At 45.0% G+C, this 23,306-nt stretch carries 20 protein-coding genes; 7 read left to right on the top strand and 13 right to left on the bottom strand.

From position 1 onward, the window contains the following. Positions 1-188 precede the first annotated feature (188 nt). From K1Y79_RS08670 to K1Y79_RS08660, 3 genes are all read right to left on the bottom strand, one after another. Positions 189-662, bottom strand: a complete 474-nt coding sequence (locus K1Y79_RS08670) for a MarR family winged helix-turn-helix transcriptional regulator (RefSeq protein WP_220249581.1) — start codon at positions 660-662, stop codon at positions 189-191. A gap of 118 nt (positions 663-780) precedes the next feature. Then, complete coding sequence (gene uxuA, locus K1Y79_RS08665) at positions 781-1,962, bottom strand: mannonate dehydratase (protein WP_220249580.1); 1,182 nt, start codon at positions 1,960-1,962, stop codon at positions 781-783. Positions 1,963-2,165: 203 nt separating this feature from the next. After that, complete coding sequence (locus K1Y79_RS08660) at positions 2,166-3,467, bottom strand: glycerate kinase type-2 family protein (protein ID WP_220249579.1); 1,302 nt, start codon at positions 3,465-3,467, stop codon at positions 2,166-2,168. 684 nt (positions 3,468-4,151) lie between these two features. On the opposite strand from K1Y79_RS08660, the gene K1Y79_RS08655 reads away from it, so the two are divergent. The 3 genes from K1Y79_RS08655 to K1Y79_RS08645 all read left to right on the top strand — a co-directional run bounded on the left by K1Y79_RS08655 (position 4,152) and on the right by K1Y79_RS08645 (position 9,099). Then, on the top strand, positions 4,152-7,169 hold the full coding sequence (locus K1Y79_RS08655) for an amidohydrolase family protein (protein WP_220249578.1): 3,018 nt from the start codon (positions 4,152-4,154) through the stop codon (positions 7,167-7,169). 25 nt (positions 7,170-7,194) lie between these two features. Continuing rightward, positions 7,195-8,487, top strand: coding sequence for an amidohydrolase family protein (locus tag K1Y79_RS08650; RefSeq protein ID WP_220249577.1), 1,293 nt, complete (start codon positions 7,195-7,197; stop codon positions 8,485-8,487). Positions 8,488-8,595: 108 nt separating this feature from the next. After that, complete coding sequence (locus tag K1Y79_RS08645) at positions 8,596-9,099, top strand: pyridoxamine 5'-phosphate oxidase family protein (protein WP_220249576.1); 504 nt, start codon at positions 8,596-8,598, stop codon at positions 9,097-9,099. A gap of 69 nt (positions 9,100-9,168) precedes the next feature. Here the strand turns inward: K1Y79_RS08645 and tyrS are convergent, their stop codons facing one another. Next, complete coding sequence (tyrS, locus tag K1Y79_RS08640; RefSeq protein ID WP_220249575.1) at positions 9,169-10,452, bottom strand: tyrosine--tRNA ligase; 1,284 nt, start codon at positions 10,450-10,452, stop codon at positions 9,169-9,171. Positions 10,453-10,581: 129 nt separating this feature from the next. On the opposite strand from tyrS, the gene K1Y79_RS08635 reads away from it, so the two are divergent. Further along, complete coding sequence (locus K1Y79_RS08635; RefSeq protein ID WP_220249574.1) at positions 10,582-11,277, top strand: DUF3108 domain-containing protein; 696 nt, start codon at positions 10,582-10,584, stop codon at positions 11,275-11,277. A 65-nt stretch (positions 11,278-11,342) separates the two neighbouring features. Here the strand turns inward: K1Y79_RS08635 and rfbD are convergent, their stop codons facing one another. The 6 genes from rfbD to K1Y79_RS08605 form a co-directional block, all read right to left on the bottom strand. Beyond that, positions 11,343-12,206, bottom strand: a complete 864-nt coding sequence (gene rfbD, locus K1Y79_RS08630; RefSeq protein WP_220249573.1) for a dTDP-4-dehydrorhamnose reductase — start codon at positions 12,204-12,206, stop codon at positions 11,343-11,345. Then, positions 12,206-12,772, bottom strand: a complete 567-nt coding sequence (rfbC, locus tag K1Y79_RS08625) for a dTDP-4-dehydrorhamnose 3,5-epimerase (protein ID WP_220249572.1) — start codon at positions 12,770-12,772, stop codon at positions 12,206-12,208. The genes rfbD and rfbC overlap by 1 nt, the downstream gene beginning before the upstream one ends. An 8-nt stretch (positions 12,773-12,780) precedes the next feature. Further along, the gene (rfbB, locus tag K1Y79_RS08620) at positions 12,781-13,836 is read right to left on the bottom strand and encodes a dTDP-glucose 4,6-dehydratase (RefSeq protein ID WP_220249571.1); all 1,056 of its coding nucleotides are present in this window, start codon (positions 13,834-13,836) and stop codon (positions 12,781-12,783) included. Positions 13,837-13,918: 82 nt separating this feature from the next. Next, positions 13,919-14,857 (bottom strand): UDP-glucuronic acid decarboxylase family protein, encoded by a 939-nt coding sequence (locus tag K1Y79_RS08615; RefSeq protein WP_236059527.1) that lies wholly within the window; start codon positions 14,855-14,857, stop codon positions 13,919-13,921. Positions 14,858-14,887: 30 nt separating this feature from the next. Next, complete coding sequence (locus K1Y79_RS08610) at positions 14,888-16,201, bottom strand: UDP-glucose dehydrogenase family protein (RefSeq protein ID WP_220249569.1); 1,314 nt, start codon at positions 16,199-16,201, stop codon at positions 14,888-14,890. Further along, positions 16,198-17,337, bottom strand: coding sequence for a DegT/DnrJ/EryC1/StrS family aminotransferase (locus K1Y79_RS08605; protein WP_220249568.1), 1,140 nt, complete (start codon positions 17,335-17,337; stop codon positions 16,198-16,200). Before K1Y79_RS08605 ends, K1Y79_RS08610 begins: the two co-directional genes overlap by 4 nt. Positions 17,338-17,443: 106 nt before the next feature. Here K1Y79_RS08605 and K1Y79_RS08600 point away from each other — a divergent pair, with 106 nt between their 5' ends. Then, positions 17,444-18,709 carry a 3-deoxy-D-manno-octulosonic acid transferase gene (locus tag K1Y79_RS08600; RefSeq protein ID WP_220249567.1) on the top strand — a complete coding sequence of 422 codons (1,266 nt, stop codon included), beginning with the start codon at positions 17,444-17,446 and terminating at the stop codon, positions 18,707-18,709. Here K1Y79_RS08600 and K1Y79_RS08595 read toward each other — a convergent pair. Further along, positions 18,679-19,557 carry a hypothetical protein gene (locus K1Y79_RS08595; RefSeq protein WP_220249566.1) on the bottom strand — a complete coding sequence of 293 codons (879 nt, stop codon included), beginning with the start codon at positions 19,555-19,557 and terminating at the stop codon, positions 18,679-18,681. The two genes, K1Y79_RS08600 and K1Y79_RS08595, sit on opposite strands and share 31 nt — an antisense overlap. 129 nt (positions 19,558-19,686) lie before the next feature. Here K1Y79_RS08595 and K1Y79_RS08590 point away from each other — a divergent pair, with 129 nt between their 5' ends. Continuing rightward, positions 19,687-20,250, top strand: a complete 564-nt coding sequence (locus K1Y79_RS08590; RefSeq protein ID WP_220249565.1) for a thymidine kinase — start codon at positions 19,687-19,689, stop codon at positions 20,248-20,250. Between the two features lie 261 nt (positions 20,251-20,511). On the opposite strand, the gene K1Y79_RS08585 is transcribed toward K1Y79_RS08590, so the two are convergent. Beyond that, a complete protein-coding gene (locus K1Y79_RS08585; RefSeq protein ID WP_236059526.1) occupies positions 20,512-20,934 on the bottom strand; it encodes a GtrA family protein in 423 nt (140 codons plus the stop codon). 117 nt (positions 20,935-21,051) lie between these two features. Further along, a complete protein-coding gene (gene accC / locus K1Y79_RS08580; RefSeq protein WP_220249563.1) occupies positions 21,052-22,536 on the bottom strand; it encodes an acetyl-CoA carboxylase biotin carboxylase subunit in 1,485 nt (494 codons plus the stop codon). A gap of 39 nt (positions 22,537-22,575) precedes the next feature. Here accC and K1Y79_RS08575 point away from each other — a divergent pair, with 39 nt between their 5' ends. Then, positions 22,576-23,241, top strand: coding sequence for a heme exporter protein CcmB (locus K1Y79_RS08575; RefSeq protein WP_220249562.1), 666 nt, complete (start codon positions 22,576-22,578; stop codon positions 23,239-23,241). Positions 23,242-23,306 lie beyond the last annotated feature (65 nt).

The following is a 23,306-nucleotide window of genomic DNA, read 5'->3' as shown; positions in this document are numbered from 1 at the left end:
TTACATTGTATTGTTATAATTGCAATGTGTAAATCATTTTTGAACATTGGAGAGAGGAGAGTATAGCAGGCTGCTCAATATTTTTCCCCATATGGCATAGGGGAAGGGCGGGTGTGATCGAAAACAACAATGCCTGTTCCTGATTTTTCCAGAATCGGGAACAGGCATGTGGTAAATGGAAATATTGATCAGCACTGCGGGTGTAAACTGAAGACCAGTTTACTTAAGACTCGTTTCAGAGATACGGCATCTTCGGCCCCGACGATGTGAGTATATTCTTCTTGTATTTCCTCAAAACTTTCTGCAGCGCAGATGATGAGCTTTTTGCCTTCATCTGTAAGTGATATAACCGCAGCACGGGCATCGCTGGCATGTTTGCAGGTATGAATGAAGCCTCCTGCTTCCAGGTTCTTCACTACTTTGCTCATTGCCTGTTTGGTGATACGGGCTTTTCTTGCCAGTTCATTATTGATGGTCCCTTCCGGTTCAATATTCACGATCAGCACAAGATCTCCCAGCTTAAAGTTATTATAACCTTTTTGCTGTAGTTTTTGCATGATCCTACAGTCCATATCTTTTTTCAACAAGCCTAACATCCTGATCAGGCTATGTTGCCGTTGCGCCAGATGTTGCTCTAACTGCTCATCCAGTGAACTGTTCATATGAATTGTTTTTTTGGAGCTACTTAATAAATGATCAGCGTTCTTGAATCCAGCTGCTTACTTTTTCGTTTCTAATCCCAACCTTATAAAGCTGCCAGTAGGCTGCAGGTGTGGACTTTCATCTGTTGGAAATTGAGCGGGCAATGCCGAGTTCAAGTCCCCGGAGTTCAGCAAGTCCGCGTAAGCGGCCTATGGCGCTGTAGCCGGGATTTGTTGTTTTGTGGAGATCGTCCAGCATCTGGTGCCCATGATCAGGGCGCATGGGAATAGAGGTATTCCGTTTATGCATCACAGACAGGATAGCTTTCACCACAGCGTACATATCCACATCACCTTCCAGGTGATTAGCCTCATGGAAGTTGCCAATACTGTCGCGTTGGGTACTTCTGAGGTGTATAAAATGAATATGTTCTCCCATCCGCTCTACCATTCCTGGCAGGTCATTGTCAGGACGTACGCCGTAAGAGCCTGTACAGAAGCAGAGACCATTGGAGGCGTAAGGAGCGGCTGCCAGCAACTCTCTTGCATCCTGTTCTGTGCTGACGATCCTTGGAAGACCCAGAATAGGGAAAGGAGGATCATCTGGATGGATAGCAAGTTTTACGCCTACTTCTTCTGCAACAGGCGCTATTTGCTGCAGGAAATAGAAGAGGTGCAGTTTGAGCTGAGTAGCATCAATACCTTTATATTTATCCAGTGCAGCCTGGAATTTTTCTAATGTAAAGCTCTCTTCAGAGCCTGGAAGTCCGGCAATAATATTCTTTTGCAGCAGTGTTTTTTCTGCATCAGTCATACTATCGAAATGTTCCTTAGCCATGGATATTTCCGCAGGATCATAATCGTTCTCTGCACCCGGGCGCTGTAACATGAACAGGTCGAAAGCCAGGAAGGCGGCTTTTTCAAAGCGCAGGGCCTTTGAGCCGTCAGCAACAGTATATGCCAGGTCAGTCCTTGTCCAGTCCAGTACAGGCATAAAGTTGTAGGTCACTATATAAATACCGCATTGAGCCAGGTTACGCAGGGTTTGCTGGTAATGTTGGATATACTCTATAAATCTGCCACTCTGTGTTTTAATATCTTCATGAACAGGTACACTTTCTACTACCGACCACGTAAGGCCAGCAGCTTCGATGATTTCCTTTCGTTTTTGTATCTCTTCAACTGTCCATATCTCGCCGTTCGGAACATGGTGTAAAGCCGTTACAATGCCTGTAGCTCCGGCTTGTTTGATATCAGCCAGGCTAACCGGATCATTTGGTCCAAACCAGCGCCATGTCTGTTCCATTCTTAGCATACGCATATAAAGGTTTAAGCCCCAAAAATAGGACTTCCGAAAATAATTAATGATTTAGTAATAAATGATTCTTTTCATGCTACAGGGTTAATAGTATGGCCTTTTACCTTTTTTATACTAGAAAAGCGTGTACTCCAATGGTTTATGATCATCCTGTCCCTGTAGAATTTTTGCAAACCTAAGAAAATATGATCGGAACAACCAAAGCTTCAGTAAATGATTACAAGCATGATATCCATTACATTCGTCTGTGTAGGCCCGGTTTTAACTAATCCGCCTGCTTTTTCAAAGAAATGGTAGGCATCGTGTTGCTGCAGAAAGGCAGTAGCATTCAGTCCTTCAGCGGTGGCATGCAGCATCAGGTCCTGGTCAGCAAATGCACCTGCAGCATCTGTTGGTCCATCGGTACCATCAGTACCCGCACTCAATAATAGTATACCAGGAAGCTTATGTAGCAAAATGCCTGCTTCCAGTGCCAGTTGCTGGTTTCGACCTCCTTTTCCACTGCCAGTAACTGTTACGGTACTCTCTCCACCCATAAGTAGGCAAGCGGGTTTTTTACCTTCCCATTCCTGGGCAGTACTGATTAAATAGTTAGCAAGACTGGTAACAGATCCAGTTGCTGTTGTTGTAAGTATTTGCGTATCATATCCTAACTGATTGGCAGTAATTTGTGCAGCTTTCAGTGCAATCTGATTACTACCTATTAAAAAGTTATGCACATGCTGAAGGCCTGGATGCCCGGGTTTAGGCGTTTCAGCTATCTTACCAATACTCCCTTGTCGTAAGTGTTGATAAATGGCAGGAGGTAACTTATCAGTTAGGTGATATTTGTCCAGAATATGTATGGCCTCGTTAAATGTTGAAGGGTCTGCCACTGTAGGGCCGGAACCAATGACAGACAGATCATCGCCTACAACATCGCTGAGTATAAGCGTACACCAGGCCGTCGTATTTGCGAGCAATGCCAGTTGTCCGCCTTTGACTGCTGAGAGATGTTTGCGTACAGTATTCATTTCATAGATATCGGCTCCGCTTTTTAGCAGAAGAGAGAATACTTCCTGTGTCTGTAGCAGATCAGCGCCTGCGGGATAGTCAGCCAGCAGGGCAGAAGCGCCTCCTGACAGCAGGAAGAGTACAACATCGTCCGGTTGCACCGTTTGCAGCTGCGCAATCAGTTGTGTAGTAGCCTTTACCCCATCTTCATCCGGCAGGGGATGATCTGCTTCCGCAACTTTAACTTGGCGTAACGGCAATGCATGCCCGTACTTGGTAATAACCAGGCCTTTGAGAGGTAATGTTTCCAGGATCTGTTCAACGGCATGCGCCATGGACGCGGCTGCTTTTCCTGCACCAAATATCCATACTGTAGTAGCAGGAGAGAGCTGGAACTGCTGTTCACATACCGTTAATACATTACTTTGTACATGTATATGCTGCTGCATCAGACTAGCTGGCTGTACAGCAGCTACAGCGGCTTTAAATATTAAAATTGCATCTGCTCTGCTCATGATCACTATATTAAAAACATAAGGATGCTGACCAGCATCCTTATGTCGTTTCTATATTAATAGACCAGAATAATGGGCATTCCTTCTTTCCTGCTTTTTGTCCATTCTGGCTTCTCTTTGTTCATGCTACATTAGCTTCCAATCATATATTTCTTATACCGGCCTGCAGTCAATACCAGTACGAAATACCTGCTTCTTGCTTTATGCAGTGCTTTCGCTTAGTGACCCTTGCCTTTCCTGGAAAGCTATATATTTCAATTGAACATTTTCTGGCTTAGCATAATATCCGTACTAGCTGCGAGAATGTCTTGCTCTTGTTGTTAGAAAATATATAGCCGCTGGTCAGCTTTATCACTCATTTTATCATCGCGTTGAACCGTAATAAATCCTATTTTTCTGGCAATAACAGGCTCCATTATATCACTGTTTATTGTAAGCAAAAAGCAGGCTGATAGCCAACTAAAGTGGATCATATTGCTTTTGATGTAAAACAGGTTTTTCTCCCTGATAAATATAGGGAATTAGCACAATATTACTACCAGTCATCAAAAATCTGCTGAAAGATGCAGACACCACATTAATCATTTGTTACTTTTAGGGCTCAGGGGGATAATGCTGTATAGGCAACCCTTCTGATTGTCAGGAGTCTATGAACCCAAAATCTAAATTGTCAAACACAAACCAATGAGTAGTTTTTTCTCGCCGCGTAAGCGGCTATCCCGCCTGTGCCTATTGCTAAGCGGCCTTTTAGCGGGGTCGTATGCATCTGCACAGGAGACATTTCCTGTGAACGGTATTGCCGATCCCAGAGAGGGATGTTATGCTTTTGTAAAAGCGACTATTGTAAAGAGTGCAGGGAATGTGCTTACTAATGCCACCCTGGTGATCCGTAATGGACGTATTGTAAGCGTGGGTAATAGCCCCGCGCCTAAAGATGCAGTAGTAATTGACTGTGAGGGTAAGTATATCTATCCTTCGTTCGTGGATATTTATAGTGATTATGGTACGCAGCCAGTGAAGAAAGCTGCAGGTGGTTATAGAGGAGAACCACAGTTCCTTTCTGCTACAAAAGGTGCATATGGCTGGAACCAGGCAATCAAAAGTGAGGTGAATGCAGCTAGTGTATTCCAGGTTGACGGAACTACTGCCGAATCATTAAGAAATGCCGGTTTCGGTACCGTACTTACCCATCAGCAGGATGGTATAGCACGCGGTACAGGAGCGCTGGTATCGCTGGCAGATGATAGAGAGAATAAGGTGATGATCAGAGAGAAAGCAGGTGCCTATTATTCATTTGATAAGGGCAGTTCCTCACAGAATTATCCTGGTTCCCTGATGGGTAGTATTGCATTGTTACGTCAGACATTCCTGGATGCACAATGGTACCAGTCCCGTCCGGCAAAGGAGGGGACCAACCTGACCCTGCAGTCCTGGAATGAAAACCGCGCCTTACCGCAGATATTTGACGTACAGGACAAATGGGATGCACTCCGCGCTGATAAAATCGGTGACGAATTTGGTGTACAGTATATTATCAGGGCAAGTGGTAATGAATATCAGCGTATTCCGGAAATGGTGGCTACCAAGGCTTCTTTCATCCTGCCTTTGAACTTCCCGCAGCCGATAGATGTAGAAGATCCCAATGATGCACGTTTTGTAGCGCTCAGTGATATGAAGCACTGGGAACTGGCTCCGACAGAAGCAGCTGCTTTTGAGAAAGCTAATATTCCATTTTGCCTGACAGCCTCCGGTTTGAAAGATCTGAAACAGTTCTTGGCTGCAGTGAGGAAATCTATAGAACATGGCCTGAGCGAGCAGAAGGCACTGGAAGCACTGACGCTTGCTCCTGCACGTATCATCAAAGCAGAAGATCTGGTAGGCTCTCTGGAAGCAGGAAAGCTGGCTAATTTCCTTGTAACCTCCGGAACTATTTTCAATGAACAAACCGTATTGTTCCAGAACTGGGTACAGGGCAAAAAGTATACAATTAAAGAAGAAGGGTGGAAGGATATTCGTGGTACTTATACCCTGACCATTACCCCAGGTAACCAGAAGTACACGCTGTTGCTGAAAGGTACACCTGCAACGCCAAGCCTTTCTCTCATTCAGCAGGATACAGTAGCAGGTACTGTTGCTATAAATGATAAGCTGGTTAAAATCGCTTTCCCACTGAAAAAAGGTGGAGCACAATTGCGCCTGAGCGGTATTGCTGGTACAACAGAATGGAATGGAACCGGATTGGATACTGCCGGAAAATGGGTGAAATGGAATGCTGTATTTAATACTGCATATGCAAAGCAGGATACATCAAAACCTAAAGCAGTACCGCAACCAGGTAGGCTGTATTATCCGTTTAATGGCTATGGCTGGGAGACAATGCCTAAACAGCAGGACGTTCTGATTAAAAATGCCACCGTGTGGACAAATGAGCAGGAAGGCAAACTGGAAAATACAGATGTTCTTATCAGGAACGGTAAGATTGCTCAGATTGGTAAAAACCTCTCAGCAGGAAGTGCCCAGGTAATTGATGGCACAGGAAAACACCTAACAGCAGGTATCATTGACGAGCACTCACATATTGCTATCTCCAAAGGAGTAAATGAAGGAACACAGTCAGTTACTTCAGAAGTACGTATTGCAGACGTAGTAAATCCTGATGACGTGAACATATACAGGCAGCTGAGTGGTGGAGTAACAGCGTCTCATCTGCTACACGGTTCGGCTAATACAATAGGAGGACAAAGCCAGCTGATAAAACTACGTTGGGGCGCTGATGCAGAGGCCTTGAAGTTCGCCGGTTCAGATCCGTTCATCAAATTTGCATTGGGCGAAAACGTAAAGCAGGCTAACTGGGGTGAGCGTCAGCGTGAACGATTCCCACAAACGCGTATGGGGGTTGAACAGGTATTAAAAGATGCATTTACGCGTGCACGCGACTATGAGAAAGAAGGAGCAGGCAAACGCCGCGATCTTGAGCTGGATGCTTTAGTAGAAATCCTAAATAGTAAGCGTTTCATTACCTGCCACTCTTACGTACAGAGTGAGATCAATATGCTTATGCACGTAGCAGATACCTTCCGTTTCAAGGTAAATACCTTCACTCATATTCTGGAAGGCTATAAAGTAGCGGATAAGATGAAAGATCATGGCGCAGGCGCTGGTACTTTTGCAGACTGGTGGGCATATAAAATGGAAGTACAGGATGCTATACCCTACAATGCTACAATTATGCAACGCGTAGGTGTGAATGTGGCAATTAACTCAGATGATGCTGAAATGGCCCGCAGGCTAAACCAGGAAGCGGCAAAAAGCATAAAATATGGAGATATGACGGAAGAAGAAGCCCTCAAACTGGTGACGCTCAATCCGGCTAAATTGCTGCATGTAGCAGATCGTACCGGCAGTATAAAAACAGGTAAAGATGCCGACTTGGTACTATGGAGTGATAATCCATTAAGTATCTATGCAAAGGCTGAGAAAACACTTGTTGACGGTATTGTATACTTTGACAGAGCCAGAGATCTGGAGCTTCGTCAGCGTATCAGTAATGAGCGTAACCGCCTGGTGCTGAAAATGCTGGGTGAGAAGAAAAAAGGAACACCAACACAGAAAGCAGCAGCTTCCAGGGAGGAAATGTACCATTGTGAAGATCTGCAGGCTGGTCACCAGCAGCGCCTGACCGACGGAACGAATGAATTATAATCGTTGCACGCATCAATCAAACAACATGAAACGTAGTTTATTAACATACATCACAGCATTTTCCTGCTCAGCCGTAATGGCACAGGAAACTATATATCCTGCCCCGCCGCAGTCTAAGCCTGTATACCTGACCAACGCCACTATTCATGTGGGTAATGGACAGGTGATTGAGAAAGGTTCACTCTCGTTTGTCAATGGAAAGATCACCGCTGTAGGCAGTAATCTTCCTGCGCCGGCAGCAGACGTTAATGTGATTGACCTCCAGGGTAAACATGTTTATCCCGGAGTAATTGCTCCGCTGACCACCCTGGGTCTGACAGAGGTGGAAGCGGTCCGTTCTACTAACGACTTCAGTGAAGTGGGAGAAATTAATCCTTCCGTACGTTCACTGGTAGCTTATAATACGGATTCAAAAGTGATTAACACCCTGCGCTCAAATGGTATTCTTCTGGCACAGGTTACACCAGAAGGTGGGATGATCCCTGGTTCGTCTTCCGTAGTGCAGTTGGATGCCTGGAATTGGGAAGATGCCGCTTACAAAACAGATGGCGCTATCCACTTTTATATGCCAAGTTTATTGCCATCACCTGCTTCACCTGGCCGTTTCCCGGCAACAAAAGACAAAAGTGAAGAATTTGCAGAAAAGACCAATAAAGTGCGTGCATTTCTGCGTGAGGCAAAGGCATATTTTCAGGACAACAAACACAGTGCTGTAAATCTGAAGTTTGAAGCAGTACGGAACATCTTTGAAAAACAGCAGAAGTTGTTCATTCACTGTAATCTTGTGAAGGAAATGCTGGTGGCAGTTGACTTTGCAAAAGAGTTTGATATAGAAGTGGTAATAGCTGGCGGCGCTGACGCCTGGATGATTGCCGATGTACTGAAGCAGGCGAATATTGCAGTTGTATTGGCACAGCCTCATAGCCTGCCAGTTATGCAGGATGATGACATAGACCAGCCCTATAAGACAGCAGCTCAGCTGCAACAGGCAGGAGTACTCTTTTGTCTGAGTAATGAGGGCTTCTGGCAGCAGCGTAATCTGCCATTTGAAGCAGGAACAGCCAGTACTTACGGGCTTTCCAAAGAGGAGGCACTAGCGGCGGTAACATTGAATGCCGCTAAAATATTAGGTATCGATAAAACAACCGGGTCACTGGAAACTGGTAAAGATGCGAATATTACTATCAGTACCGGCGATCTGCTGGATATGCGTAGCAGTGTCGTAACACAGGCTTTTATTCAGGGAAGAGAAGTAAACCTGGATAATAAACACAAACAGTTATATGAGCGTTATAAATATAAGTACGGACTGAAATAGCCAAAACTTATATTCAATCAGAGGCCCGGTGTTGTACTAACAACCCCGGGCCTTTCTCATTTTTATCATGGCATGAATTTTTATTGTTTCATACAAACACATTAATAGATGGCAACAATCCTCAAAAGAGAAGAGGCTATTAAAAAGGTATCTGACCTAATTAACGATGTGCGGGTATGCATGTTTACAACGATAGACGAGCATGGCCACGTTATATCAAGGCCCATGGCCACAGTAGATGTAGATAAAGACGGGAACGTATGGTTTTTTTCCAATGAATATTCCGGTAAAGTGACCCAGATTTCGGAGAATAATGAGCTGAATCTTATCTATTCTCATCCAGGTCACAACACCTATCTTAATATTTTCGGTATTGGTTCGATCGTGCTCGACCGTGAAAAAATGAAACAGTTGTGGACGCCAGCTGTAGATGTCTGGTTCCCCGAAGGCATCGACGATCCCCGGATTTGTTTGTTAAAGGTAGATACCAAGCAAGCCTGGTTTTGGGATAATTCTTCCAGCAAAATGGTTATTTTCTTTAATATGCTGACGTCTATTATTAGGGGTACTCGCTATAAGGAAGGCGAGCATGGAGAATTGGATATAGAATAATGGCTATAATAATAACAAAAGAGGGCTGACGTATTGTATTTTACGACAGCCCTCTTTGTATTAGGTGCATTACTTGACGATAGCCAGGTAATAATTATTTTTACCTCTTTGTACCAGCAGATATTTGTCATTTAGCAACAGGCTTTTATCGAGAATAGCATCTATTCCACTGACTTTCACCTTATTAATACTGATACCATTATTCTGAATCATTTTACGGGCTTCTCCTTTACTAGGAAGGATATTCGTTTCTGCCAGGAAAGACAGTATATCTTTCCCCGCTTCCAGGTCAGCGGCCGCTACTTCTACCTGAGGAACCCCGTCCATGATCTCGAGCAGCTGGGACTCGGTCAATGACTGGAGTACATCAGCGGTATCGTTGCGGAACAGGAGGTCAGATGCTTTTAGCGCAAAGTCCAGTTCTTTCTGTCCGTGTACGAAACGGGTCAGCTCTTCGGCGAGCCTTTTCTGTAACTGCCGTTTTCCTGGGTCCTGCTCATGTGCAGCAATCAGTTCGTTGATCTCTTCCTGCCCCAGGAATGTGAATATTCTTATATAGTTCTTAGCGTCTTCGTCCGTAGTTTTCACCCAGAACTGGTAGAACAGGTAAGGGGAAGTTTTTTGAGGGTCCAGCCACACATTGCCTCGCTCCGATTTACCGAATTTGCTACCATCAGCCTTCTTAAGCAGTGGGCAGGTGAATGCAAATGCTTCACCACCTACCTTACGGCGTATTAGTTCTGTACCGGTTACGATGTTCCCCCACTGGTCAGAACCACCCATTTGAAGCTTGCAGTTCTTTTCTGTGTAAAGATGGAAGAAGTCATATCCCTGGATCAGCTGATAGGTAAATTCTGTAAAAGACATACCGCTATCGCCTTCCAGTCTTCTCTTTACAGAATCCTTCGACATCATATAGTTAACCGTGATGTGTTTACCGGTATCGCGAATGAAGTCAAGGAATGATATGTTTTTGAACCAGTCAAAGTTATTGACCATTTCAGCGGCATTGGGCTTAGCAGGGTCGAAGTCCAGGAACTTTTCCAGCTGTGCTTTGATACCCTGTTGGTTATGTGCAAGGGTTTCCAGGTCCAGCATCTTACGTTCTTCCGCTTTGAAAGAAGGATCGCCTACCATACCGGTAGCGCCGCCTACAAGGGCCAGTGGTTTGTGACCGGCTTTCTGTAAGTGTACCAGCAGCAGGATTGGTACCAGGCTGCCTATATGTAGAGAGTCTGCAGTAGGGTCAAATCCTACATATGCAGCAGTCATTTCTTTCAGTAATTGCTCCTCCGTGCCCGGCATTATATCCTGCACCATACCTCTCCAACGTAATTCCTCTATCAGGTTCATGATTAATTGGGATAATTTTTGCAAACGTAAGAAAAGAATTTTAAACGATATGGGAGAACGAGTGCATTGTATGGGAAATTCGTACATTCAACTGCGAATAAAACCGCTGTTCTCCGTAAAGTATACCATATGAAAAAAAGATTGTTTCTTATTGCTTCATTGCTGATAGCTGTGAAGCTGTTATTTGCCCAGAACTGTAGCAGCTACTACTATTTCCAGAATAATGCGGAAGTAGAGATGAGTGTGCTGGATGCTAAGGGCAAAGCGATGGTTAAGAATACTTATAAAGTATTGTCTGTCAAGAAAGAAGGTGCATCTACTGTATCAGACTTTTCTATTACCACTAAAAATGATAAAGGGGCTACCGTCTCTTCCGGCAAAGGGCAATGCAAGTGTAAAGGAGGGGAGCTGCTGATGGATATGAAGAAGTTCGTGCCGGATATGTTTCCTATAAAGGATATGAAGGTCGAATCTGATGGTAATTCCCTGCTCAGTTACCCGGCAAATATGAAAGAGGGTCAGAAACTGGCTGACGGCGCTCTACAAATGTCAGGTAGCGCTGAAGGCATGGAGATGAACCTGGAGTGCTTAGTAACTGACCGTAAAGTGGCCGGCCGTGAGAAAGTGACAACAGCCGGCGGCACCTGGGATTGTCTGAAAATTACCTGTAAGGTAAATCTCACGGTGAAAATGATGTCTATGAATGTACCGGTGCAGATGGATATGACGGAGTGGTTTGCGCCCGACTTTGGTGTTGTCAAAATCAATACAGATAAAGACGGTAAGTCTGCCGGTGTTATGGAAGTTACAAAAGTCAAGAAGTAACTGATATATAAAAGAGAAGGGCTGTCTCATAGGTGAGGCAGCCCTTCTCTTTTATACTAACATTATTATAATTGCTGTATACATACCTTAAGGCTCTCGCGCCAATGAGGTATCTGCATACCAAATGTATCTTTGATCTTCTGTTTATTCAGCACGCTGTAAGCAGGCCTTTTAGCAGGCGTAGGATACATATCGGAAGTGATAGGAGCCACTGTGCAGGATGCATTGGTTAGTTCACGGACTGCTAATGCAAAGTCATACCAGCTCGTAACTCCCTCATTGCTATAGTGATAAACGCCGCCATAGTTACCTGATACGTCCCAAATCTTGGTAAGGATGTCCAGAATTGCCTTTGCCAGGTCTACCGCATAGGTAGGAGTGCCTGCCTGGTCAAATACAACATTCAGGCTTTCCTTCTCCTGCATCAGTTCGCGCATACGCTTTACGAAGTTGACACCAAACTCGGAATAAAGCCAGGATGTACGTACAATAATGGTATCAGGATTTGTACCTATTGCCGCCCCTTCACCACGCAGTTTAGAGCTGCCATAGATACTGTTCGGACTTGCATCATCAGTTTCTACATAAGGCACATTCTGTTTGCCATTGAAGACATAGTCAGTAGAGAGATGGACCAGTTGCGTATTATACTCCTGACAGATGGTTGCCAGGTTTAACACAGCCTCAAAGTTCAGTTTGAAAGCCAGGTCTTCTTCACCCTCTGCTTTATCTACAGCGGTATAGGCCGCGCAGTTAACACATGCATGTATTTCCTGCTGCGCAAAGAAATTACGCACAGCATCTTCACTGGTAATATCCAGTTCATTGAAGTCGGTATATATAAAGGTAAACCCCGGATAATCCACAGCCACCTTTTTTATTGCTTGTCCCAGCTGTCCATTGGAGCCGGTTACCAGAATATTTTTCATTACTTATCTGAATTGAAAACAAAATTATGCGTACAATTTTCAAGTGTAGGCAGCACAATATCTTTTTCTGACACCAGTGCGTCGGCCAGGTCAATACCCCAGTCGATGTTAAGGGCCGGATCATTGTAAATGATACCGCCTTCACTGGCTTTGTGGTAAAAGTTATCGCATTTGTACATGACTTCTGCTGCTTCGCTTAATACGGAATACCCGTGGGCAAAACCTTTCGGTACCAGCAGTTGCTTCTTATTTTCGGCCGTGAGTTCTATAGTAAACACTTTCCCGTAGGTCGGAGAGCCTTTACGGATATCCACTGCTACGTCCAGTATCCGACCTTCGAGCACTCTTACCAGTTTAGTCTGTGCATAAGGTTCGAGTTGATAGTGCAATCCTCTCAATACTCCGTATGTAGACCTGGCCTGGTTATCCTGTACAAATGGAAGGTGCAGGCCTTGTTCCTGAAAAGTTTTCTCGCTGTAACTTTCAAAAAAATAGCCACGGTTATCGTTGAATACACGTGGTTCATATACTAACAGATCAGGTATCCCTGTTTCAGTAAAAGGCATATAGTTGATTATCTCTTTTGATACTGGTCACTGTAATATTCCTGGTACACCCCACTAGTGACATTTTCCAGCCATTCTTCGTTGGAAAGATACCAGTCAACTGTTTTTTCCAGACCTTCTTCAAACTGCAAAGACGGTTCCCAGCCCAGTTCCTTATTTAGCTTAGTCGCATCAATGGCATACCGGAGGTCATGTCCAGCACGGTCTTTTACGAAAGTGATCAGTTTTGCAGATGTTCCTGGCGGACGGCTTAGTTTCTTATCCATTACCATGCATAGCAGGTTAATGAGATCAATATTTTTCCATTCATTAAAGCCACCGATATTATAAGTTTCACCTACACGGCCTTTATGAAAAATGGTATCTATTGCCCGCGCATGGTCTTCTACAAACAGCCAGTCACGTATATTCTCGCCTTTACCATACACTGGTACCGGCTTGTTATTTTTGATATTGTGAATGGCCAGGGGAATCAGCTTTTCCGGAAAATGATGAGAGCCGTAGTTATTAGAGCAATTAGATATGATGGCAGGCAGATGATATGTGTGGTGGTAGGCCATCACAAAATGATCTGAACTGGCTTTTGATGCAGAATACGGAGACCGTGGATCATATGCTGTTTCCTCTGTGAAGAATCCTTCTTCTCCCAGGCTGCCATATACTTCATCTGTGGATACATGGTAGAACAGTTTTCCTTCATAATTGTCTTTCCAGTACTTTCTGGCAGCATTCAGAAGAATAGCAGTACCTAATACATTCGTTTTGATAAAAGCCAGCGGATCCATGATAGATCTATCTACATGGCTTTCAGCAGCCAGGTGTATTACACCGTCAAATGAATAGGTTGCGAACAGTTCATCAATAAATGCTTCATCGGTAATATCGCCCTTCACAAAGGTGTAGTTGGACTTCTCCTTGATATCTTTCAGATTTTCAAGATTACCGGCATAAGTGAGTGCATCCAGATTAACGATCTGGTAATGAGGGTAATTGTTCACAAATAATCTCACTACATGAGAACCTATAAAGCCAGCGCCACCTGTAATAAGTATGGTGTTGTGCATAATGATTATTTAATTCCGGAATGCAAATTACCAATTGCAGCCGAACCACTGCCTCAGTGGCAGTGGTTCGGCTGTTTGGGGATTATTTATTTAATGCTTCTTTGAAGTATTCATATGTGATCTTCAAACCTTCCTTCCTATCAACTTTCGGTGCCCATCCAAGCAGCTCCTGTGCTTTGGTAATGTCTGGTTTACGTTGTTTAGGATCGTCTTTCGGAAGTGGCTGATAGATAATCTGTTGCTTGCTGCCTGTAAGTGCCAGGATCTCCTCGGCGAACTCTTTCAGGGTGATCTCTGCCGGGTTACCAATGTTCACCGGCAGGTGATAATCGCTGAGCAGCAAACGGTAGATACCATCTACCAAATCAGATACATAACAGAAAGACCGGGTTTGAGAGCCATCGCCAAACACTGTCAGATCCTGACCTGTCAGCGCCTGACTCATAAATGCAGGCAATGCACGGCCATCATTGAGGCGCATGCGTGGTCCGTAGGTATTAAATATCCTTACAATCCTGGTTTCTACGTCATGGAAATTATGATAGGCCATGGTGATGGACTCCATAAAGCGCTTTGCTTCGTCATATACGCCACGTGGACCTACCGGGTTTACGTTGCCCCAGTATTCCTCCGGTTGCGGATGTATATTAGGATCGCCGTATACCTCGGACGTCGATGCTACCAGAATACGTGCTTTTTTCTCTTTTGCAAGTCCCAGCAGGTTGTGTGTGCCGAGTGACCCTACTTTCAATGTCTGAATTGGCATTTTCAGGTAGTCAATCGGACTTGCTGGAGAAGCGAAATGTAAAATGTAGTCCAGCTCTCCCGGTACGTGCACAAATTTGCTTACATCATGATGATAGTATTCAAATTCAGGTAAAGGGAACAGGTGTTCTATATTTTTTATGTTGCCGGTCAGGAGGTTATCCATACCCACCACACGATATCCTTCGGCAATGAAGCGGTCACAGAGGTGTGAACCCAGGAATCCGGCGGCGCCGGTAATCAGAACTCTTTTCATGTTAACTGCCATTGATGGTTGTGATAGTAATTAAATATTTGCAGCGGCGCGGCCTACGCTCTCATAGTGATAGCCTAGCTCTTCCATACGGGATACGTCAAACAGGTTTCTGCCATCGAAGATGAGTTTGTTCTTCAAAGAACTACCAATCTTGTCAAAGTCAGGCGTTCTGAATACGCTCCATTCGGTGGCAATCACCAGTGCGTCTGCATCGGCCAGACAGTCGTATTGGTTAGCTGCGTAAGTTACCTTGTTGCCAATTACACGTTCAACATTGGCCATAGCCTCAGGATCAAATACGGTAACAGTCGCTCCGGCTTCCACCAGTGCGTCAATCATATATAACGCAGGCGCTTCACGGATATCGTCTGTATTAGGTTTGAATGCCAGTCCCCAGAGTGCAAAGTGTTTTCCTTTCAGGTCATTCTTAAACCACGCACTGATCTTAGGCATAAGAAACAGTTTCTGTCTCTCATTCACATCCATCACGGCGTTTAATATTTTGAAGTCATAGCTGACATCTTCTGAAGATTTTACCAGCGCCTGAACATCTTTAGGAAAGCAGCTGCCGCCATAACCGATACCAGGGAACAGGAAACGCTTACCAATTCTATCATCACTTCCTACCCCTCTACGTACCATGTCCACATCAGCACCCAGTTTTTCGCACAGTATAGCTATCTCATTCATGAAGGAAATCTTGGTCGCCAGGAATGAATTGGCTGCATACTTAGTCAGTTCTGCAGATTTCTCATCCATGAACAGGATGGGGTTACCCTGACGTACAAATGGAGCAAAGAGCTCGCCCATTACTTTACGTGCTCTTTCAGAGCGTGTACCAATCACTACTCGGTCAGGTTTCATAAAGTCGTCTACAGCAACACCTTCACGCAGAAATTCAGGGTTAGAAACCACATCGAAAGGCTGGGAGCAATGTTTTGCGATCGCTGTTTGTACCAGTTCAGCGGTCCCTACTGGTACTGTACTTTTATCAACGATCACCTTATAATCTGTAATAATCTTACCCATGTCATCTGCTACGCGCAGAATGTAGGAAAGATCAGCAGAACCATCTTCTCCGGGAGGTGTAGGCAATGCCAGGAAAATCACTTCTCCGTGGTTTACTCCCTCAGCAAGGCTGGTAGTAAAGTGTAAACGTCCTTCCTTCAGGTTACGTTCGAACAGTTTTTCGAGCCCTGGCTCGTAAATGGTAATCTGTCCGTTGGATAACTTGTTAACTTTATTCACATCGATATCGACGCAAATAACGTCGTTGCCTGTTTCCGCGAAACAGGTGCCGGTCACTAGTCCTACGTAACCTGTGCCTACTACTGTAATTTTCATTTGGAGTCCTGATTTATGAATGATATAACTGAATCGATGATGTGCTGGAGTTGATCAGCATCCATCTCAGTATGAATTGGTAAGGAAATAACCTTAGAGGTGAGATCATCGGTAACCGGAAGGTTAAATGCTGCGCCACCGAAGTGCTCGAACATTTTCTGGCGGTGGGCCGGAACGGGGTAATAGATCATCGCAGGGACCTGTCTTTCCTGCAGGTATTGTTGTAAAGCATTACGGTCTGCACCATTCAGTTGCAGGGTATATTGATGGTATACATGGTAACTGTTAGAGGCTCTGTAAGGTACCGTGATCTGCGGTATACCGGCAAATGCGGCATCATATGCATCCGCCACTGCGCGGCGGGCCTTAATATATTCATCCAGCAGGGGCAACTTGATATTTAAAACCACTGCCTGTAAAGTATCCAGGCGGGAGTTAACACCCACTACATCATGATAATAACGCGCTGACTGACCATGGTTGGCAACCATTCTGATTTTTGCTGCAAGAGCGTCGTCATTGGTGAAAAGTGCGCCGCCGTCCCCATAACATCCCAGGTTTTTAGAAGGGAAGAAGGAAGTACAGCCGATCTGCCCAATTGCGCCCAGCATCTTTCTGGTTCCATCTGCAAAGGTATAGTGACCACCTATTGCCTGGGCATTATCTTCAATAACAGGGATATTATATTTCCTGGAAATAGCCATGATCGGTTCCATATCAGTAGCATGGCCGTACAGGTGAACAGGAACAATTGCTTTGGTTTTAGGCGTAATAGCCTTCTCTACCTGCTCTGGATCCAGACAGAATGTCTGTGGGTCCACATCTACAAATACTGGTTTCAGGTTCAATAAAGCAATTACTTCTGCTGTTGCAATAAATGTAAAGGAGGGCGTGATCACTTCGTCTCCGGGAGCCAGATCTAAAGCCATCATCGCGATTTGTAACGCGTCGGTACCATTGGCACAGGGAATCACATGCTTTACACCGAGGTACTCCTGCAGTGCAGTGGTGAATTGTTGTACTGGTGCGCCATTAATAAAAGCTGCATTTTCGAGCACATCTGTCATCGCAGCATCAACCTGCGGCTTTATTTTTAAGTATTGGCGTTTTAAATCCACCATTTGAATAGGAACCATGAGTGGGATAGATATTTTGTTTAAAGTGAGCAAATTTACAAATTTTGACATAGGAAGGGCAGTATCTTTGCGCCTGATCTAAAAAACAGTAAAAGTACGTTCAGGCATGCCGGCAAGCACTATATTATACGATCTGGGAATACGAGGTTACAGAACAGCCGTAACCCTGGCAGCAGCCACGGGTAACGCTAAAGCCCGCCGCTGGATAGCCGGACGCCAGGACTGGCGGCAATCATTGCAACAACACCTGCCGGCAGGCGGCCCCATCGTTTGGGTACATGCAGCCTCCCTTGGTGAGTTTGAGCAGGGGCGGCCCGTCCTGGAGGCGATCAGAAGGGAATATCCCAACTGCAGGATACTGCTTACCTTTTTCTCTCCCTCAGGGTACGAGGTAAGAAAGGACTATCCCGGTGCGGACCATGTTTGCTACTTACCGTTGGATACCCGGCAAAATGCCCTGGATTTTATCAAGATCGTACAGCCTGCGCTGGCCATCTTCATTAAATATGAGTTCTGGTATCATATGCTGACCGCTTTATATAAGTCAAGCATTCCCGTGCTGCTGGTGTCAGGTATTTTCAGGCCCGGACAACTCTTTTTCAAACCCTACGGCGGTATGTTCCGCCGTCTGCTGCAAAGGCTTACCGCCATCTTTGTACAGAACAGTGAATCACTCACCCTGCTGCAACGGGCGGGATTAAGCAATGCATCTCTTACCGGCGATACTCGGTTTGACCGGGTATGGGCGCTTCAGGAAGAAAATCGGGTAGTACCTGCAATTAGTGAGTTTGTTGGTAACCAGCAGGTTATAGTAGCCGGTAGTACCTGGAAAGAAGATGAAGCGTTATTGGCCGCCTGGTGGCACAAACAGCAGGACAACAATACCTGCCTGATCATTGCACCACATGAAGTGGAACCTGCACATATCAGTCAGTTAATGGAAATGTTTCCCGAGGCAGTACGGTACACCGAATGGGTACAACATCAAGGCCGGAAGGGAAGGGTACTGTTAATAGATAATGTCGGTATGCTATCAGCATTGTACCGTTATGCAACTATTACCTATGTCGGTGGAGGATTCGGAAAGGAAGGGATTCATAACATACTGGAACCTGCCACTTATGGCAAACCTGTGGTTTTCGGACCTATCTTCGATAAATTTCCGGAAGCGGCTGCATTAATAGAAACAGGGGGCGGCATCAGTGTGGAGGACCAGGCAGGCCTTGATACACAGTTGTCCATACTTCTGAACAATAAGGCTCAATGTATGAAGGCTGGCGCACAGGCCAGACAGTATGTTGTCGACAATAAAGGAGCAACGGAGAAAGTCTTAGGCTATATTCAGGAGAAGCGCTTTTTGACAAGGTTATAGAACTGCTTTACAGTACGGTTTTCATCATCCCATCCCTGACGGATCTTTAGTTCTCTTTCTATCCAGTATTCAGCTTCCTGCAATGACTGTAACTCATTGATGGTTCTTACTGAACGCTCATATGTATCTACATCACCGCGGAATAGCTCCTGGATAAACTGGAATTTATCATTGATACCAATTGCCTGGCGGAGGTCTTTTACCGGAATATCGCCTAATCTGTCACCTACTTCTTTATACCCCTGACGCCAGCGGTCGTTGAGGGAAGTAGTATTTTGGGCTACCAGCTGATTCAGCTCTTTCAATTCCTTACGTACACCATTCGTCTCTGTTTTCTTTTCGGTATTGTATAGCTGCTCTCCGTTGGTAACCGGAGGAGTTGAAGTTTGTAAAGAATCTTTATTGCCATATATAGTGATAAATGCCGGTTTCTTCTCTTCGGCTATCTCTACTGGCTGGGGAGTAGGCTCTGGATTAGGTACTGGCCTGGGCATGGTGGTATGATGGCGCGGCAATGTCAACACTGAAGACGCAGTAGGTGCAGCTACCGGAGCAGCCTCCTGACGTTCTTCCGGTATAACCGGTATAATAGGTTCTGTTGATTGCGTTACGGGTGCTTCCACCGTAATAGTGGCCGGACCAGCCGGTTTAGTAAGCGGAGCGGTAGGGAGAATCACTGCAATATGGCTATCCTGTTTCTGTTTGGCACGCTCCTGCTCTCTCTCCAGGTTCCTCGCATGAAGAATTTCTGCCTGCAGCAATTGTACATAGTAAGAAATGGACTGTAAACCAGCATTTGAATCTCTGAGTTCCTGTAACTTATCAATTAATGCACTTATTTTTTCCATAACAGTAAAAAAAATAAATTGAAAGCAAAATGCGTTCCATGCCTTAATTGTTAACGCGATATGGGGGAATTTATTTTATTTGCATAAAGTTAGAGCTTTTTAATTAACTGTAAATCAAAATAATAGAATATGTTCATTGAACCTTCTCTTGCGGGAGGGCGAAGGGGTTGGATAGAAGTGATCTGTGGCTCAATGTTTTCGGGAAAAACAGAGGAGTTGATCAGGAGATTGAAACGGGCCCGGATAGCCAATTTGAAAGTCGAGATTTATAAACCTGCTATAGACACACGGTACGACATACAACATATCGTATCTCATGATGAAAGTCGTATCATCAGTACACCACTGGAAAATTCTCAGCAAATATTACTGCTGGCGCAGGAGGTTGATGTAGTCGGGATTGATGAAGCGCAGTTTTTTGATGGTGGATTACCCGAAGTATGCGATCAGCTGGCCTTACGCGGTATCAGGGTGATAGTGGCCGGACTGGACATGGATTATCTTGGTAAACCGTTCGGACAAATGCCTTTTTTGCTTGCAAAAGCGGATTATATTACCAAACTGCACGCTATCTGTGTCCAGTGTGGTAATATCGCTAACTACTCTTATCGTAAAAGTAAAGACAATCATACTGTACTACTGGGTGAAACAGACCTGTATGAACCCAGGTGCAGGCATTGTTACTATAGTTAGAAAAAAGCGCCATCTGGGCGCTTTTTTCATTAATAATGTCTACTTGAAAACCAGCAATTCCAGTATCCGGTTTCAGTGATTCCAGCTATCATCAGCAGCATGAAATAACATATCATTTTATACCCGGCCGTGGCCAAAATCATAAATGTTGTAGTAATGCCTGATATAATCTAAATGACAGGTTGTGGTATACTTAAAGCCTAGTTGATGGTGTATCTGATTATTATTCCTACGATGAAATTCCGGACGCTGTATCCCTCATCAAGCTCCTGCCTTAACCTTGAAGGTGAATTTTTTTTGCGTCAGGTAACTGAAGCCTACTACAAATATGGTTGTCAATATTTTAGCAATGGTCGGATAGATATGGAAGTACTCCACAAACAGCTTCATAAAACCATAGTTCAGACAAATACAGATACCTACCAGCATGAAATAACGTACCAGCTGCACCCGTCCTTTCAGATTAGATTCAGAAAAGACAATGAACTTGCTTAGCAGAAATCCCGTGGGAAAAGTAACTATCATCGCCATAAACAGTGCAGCAATGTGTGCGCTGACTGTGAGGAACCCGATCTGTATCGGACTTTCATTTAAAATGAAGTGGTAACTGACGTAATACAATAGGATATCCATAGCCGTATTCCCGCTACCACAGGCCAGGTAGCGGAATGTTTGCAGCGGCATAAGTTTTGCAAACGGCTGGTAAAAAAAATCTAACACCAATAAAATGAACCTTTTCATAAAATAGTTGTACGACGACAAAACTAGTCAGTTTTACCGTTACTGTATTGCGCTTTTGATTTATCTTAACAATTTCCTGTTCTTCCAAAGTTTTGGTTGTCTGTTCAAAGGTTGTTGTCTGATCCGGCGTTGTTGCTCCTGCCATACCTGTACAGCAAGGATAGCTGCTGCTTTTGCAGCTTCCGGGTCTTTTTGGTCCAGCGACTGTGGTGTAAAATACTTACAAATAAAATTTGTGTCAAAAGCGCCATTAATAAATGCGGGCTGTTGTAGTGCCCAGCTTCCGAAAGGCAGTGTAGTGCGGATGCCTTTTACCTGATACTCGCTGATAGCGCGCAGTAGCCTTTCCCTGGCCTCTTCACGGTTAGCTCCCCAGGCTATCAGCTTGGCAATCATAGGGTCGTAATAGATAGGTATTTCCATTCCCTGCTCATAGCCATCATCTACGCGTACACCATAGCCTTGCGGACGTACATACGTTTCTAATGTGCCGGTATCAGGTAAGAAGTTATTAGCTGGATCTTCTGCACATATGCGCAGTTCGATCGCATGACCATTTATTTTTAAGTCTGCCTGGCTGAAAGACAGTTTTTCGCCCCTGGCTACCCGAATCTGCTCTTTTACAAGATCCAATCCGGTGATCATCTCTGTAACGGGATGTTCTACCTGCAGGCGGGTATTCATCTCCAGGAAATAGAACTGCAGGTTTTCGTCTACGAGGAACTCAACTGTTCCTGCTCCATGATATTTACAGGCGCGGGCAACGTCCAGGGCACATTTACCCATTGCCTCCCGGATGTCGGGCGTCAGGCAGGAGGAAGGTGCCTCTTCAATCAGTTTCTGGTGCCTGCGTTGTATAGAGCATTCACGTTCAAACAGATAGACATAGTTGCCATGCTGGTCGCCCAGCACCTGGATCTCTATATGCCGGGGAGAGCCCACGTATTTCTCAATAAATACCGCGTCATCACCAAATGCACTCATGGCTTCACTTTTAGCCAGTCTTATCTGTTCTTCCAGTTCTTCGGGTGCGTTTACCACACGCATACCTTTACCGCCACCGCCGGCAGAAGCTTTAATCAGAATCGGGAAGCCGGTCTTACTTACCACCTCCCGGGCTTCTTCCAGACTACGCAGCGGAGTCTCGGTTCCTGGTACCATAGGCACGCCAAATTGCTGAGCAGCCTGTTTGGCAGCCAGCTTACTACCCATCATTTCGATAGCAGCCGAGCTGGGACCAATGAATACAAGTCCGGCATCCTTTACTGCCTGAGCAAAACGGGCATTTTCACTGAGGAAACCGTAGCCAGGGTGAATGGCGTCAGCTCCTGTCTGCCTTGCAGCGCCAATGATCTTGTCAGTTAGCAGATATGACTGATTAGAGGGCGCGGGGCCAATACACACTGCCTCGTCCGCATACTGGACAAAAGGCATGGCGCGATCGGCCTCAGAATATACAGCTACTGTAGCGATCCCCATTTCCCGGGCAGATCGCATAATCCGTAGTGCTATTTCACCACGGTTGGCAACCAGCATTTTTTTCATGGAAGCGAATATAAGTGATTCTACTATCTTTGCCCCCACATGAAATCTAGTGCCTTCAGACAAACACTTACGCTGGTAAGAAAGGATATTTTGCTTGAATTGAGACAGAAATATGCCTTTTATGGCATCCTGTTATATATTATATCTACGGTGTTTGTAATAAATCTGATGATCGACAAACCGGAAGAGAAGATCTGGAATGCGCTTTTCTGGGTCGTACAGCTGTTTGTTGCGGTAAATGCTATTGCCAAAAGTTTCCTGCAGGAGAACAGGGGGCGGCTGTTATACTTCTATTCCCTGGTACATCCGCGCAGCTTTATTGCTGCCAAGCTGATATACAACATTATCCTGATGTCGGTAATGACATTGATTACCATGGTTTGCTGCATGACATTCCTCGGTAACCCTGTTACCAGCTTCTGGTATTTCCTGGGGGTGATACTACTGGGAGGCATCAGTCTTTCCCTGCTGTTCACCATGTTGGCGGCAATAGCGGCCCAGGCTAATCAGAATGCAGCCCTGATGGCTATTATGGGTTTTCCGATCATGCTGCCTTTGCTGATGCTGCTGTCTAATATTGCCAAATCCTCGTTTATAACCGTTTATCAGCCGGGACTGCCCAATATGTTCTTAATGATGGGCTGTATGGACATCCTGATCATTGCGTTATCTCTGGTATTATTCCCTTTTTTGTGGAAAGACTAATAAGCGTTGCACATATAATAGGAAACAGGTTACTGAATTTTGTGATTAGTGATAAAACGTGTAGG

Origin of the sequence: Chitinophaga rhizophila (genome assembly GCF_019492185.1) — a bacterium.
Taxonomy (GTDB): Bacteria; Bacteroidota; Bacteroidia; order Chitinophagales; family Chitinophagaceae; genus Chitinophaga; species Chitinophaga rhizophila.
Note: the sequence above shows the minus strand (reverse complement) of the source record. Positions and strands in the feature narration are given on the sequence as shown.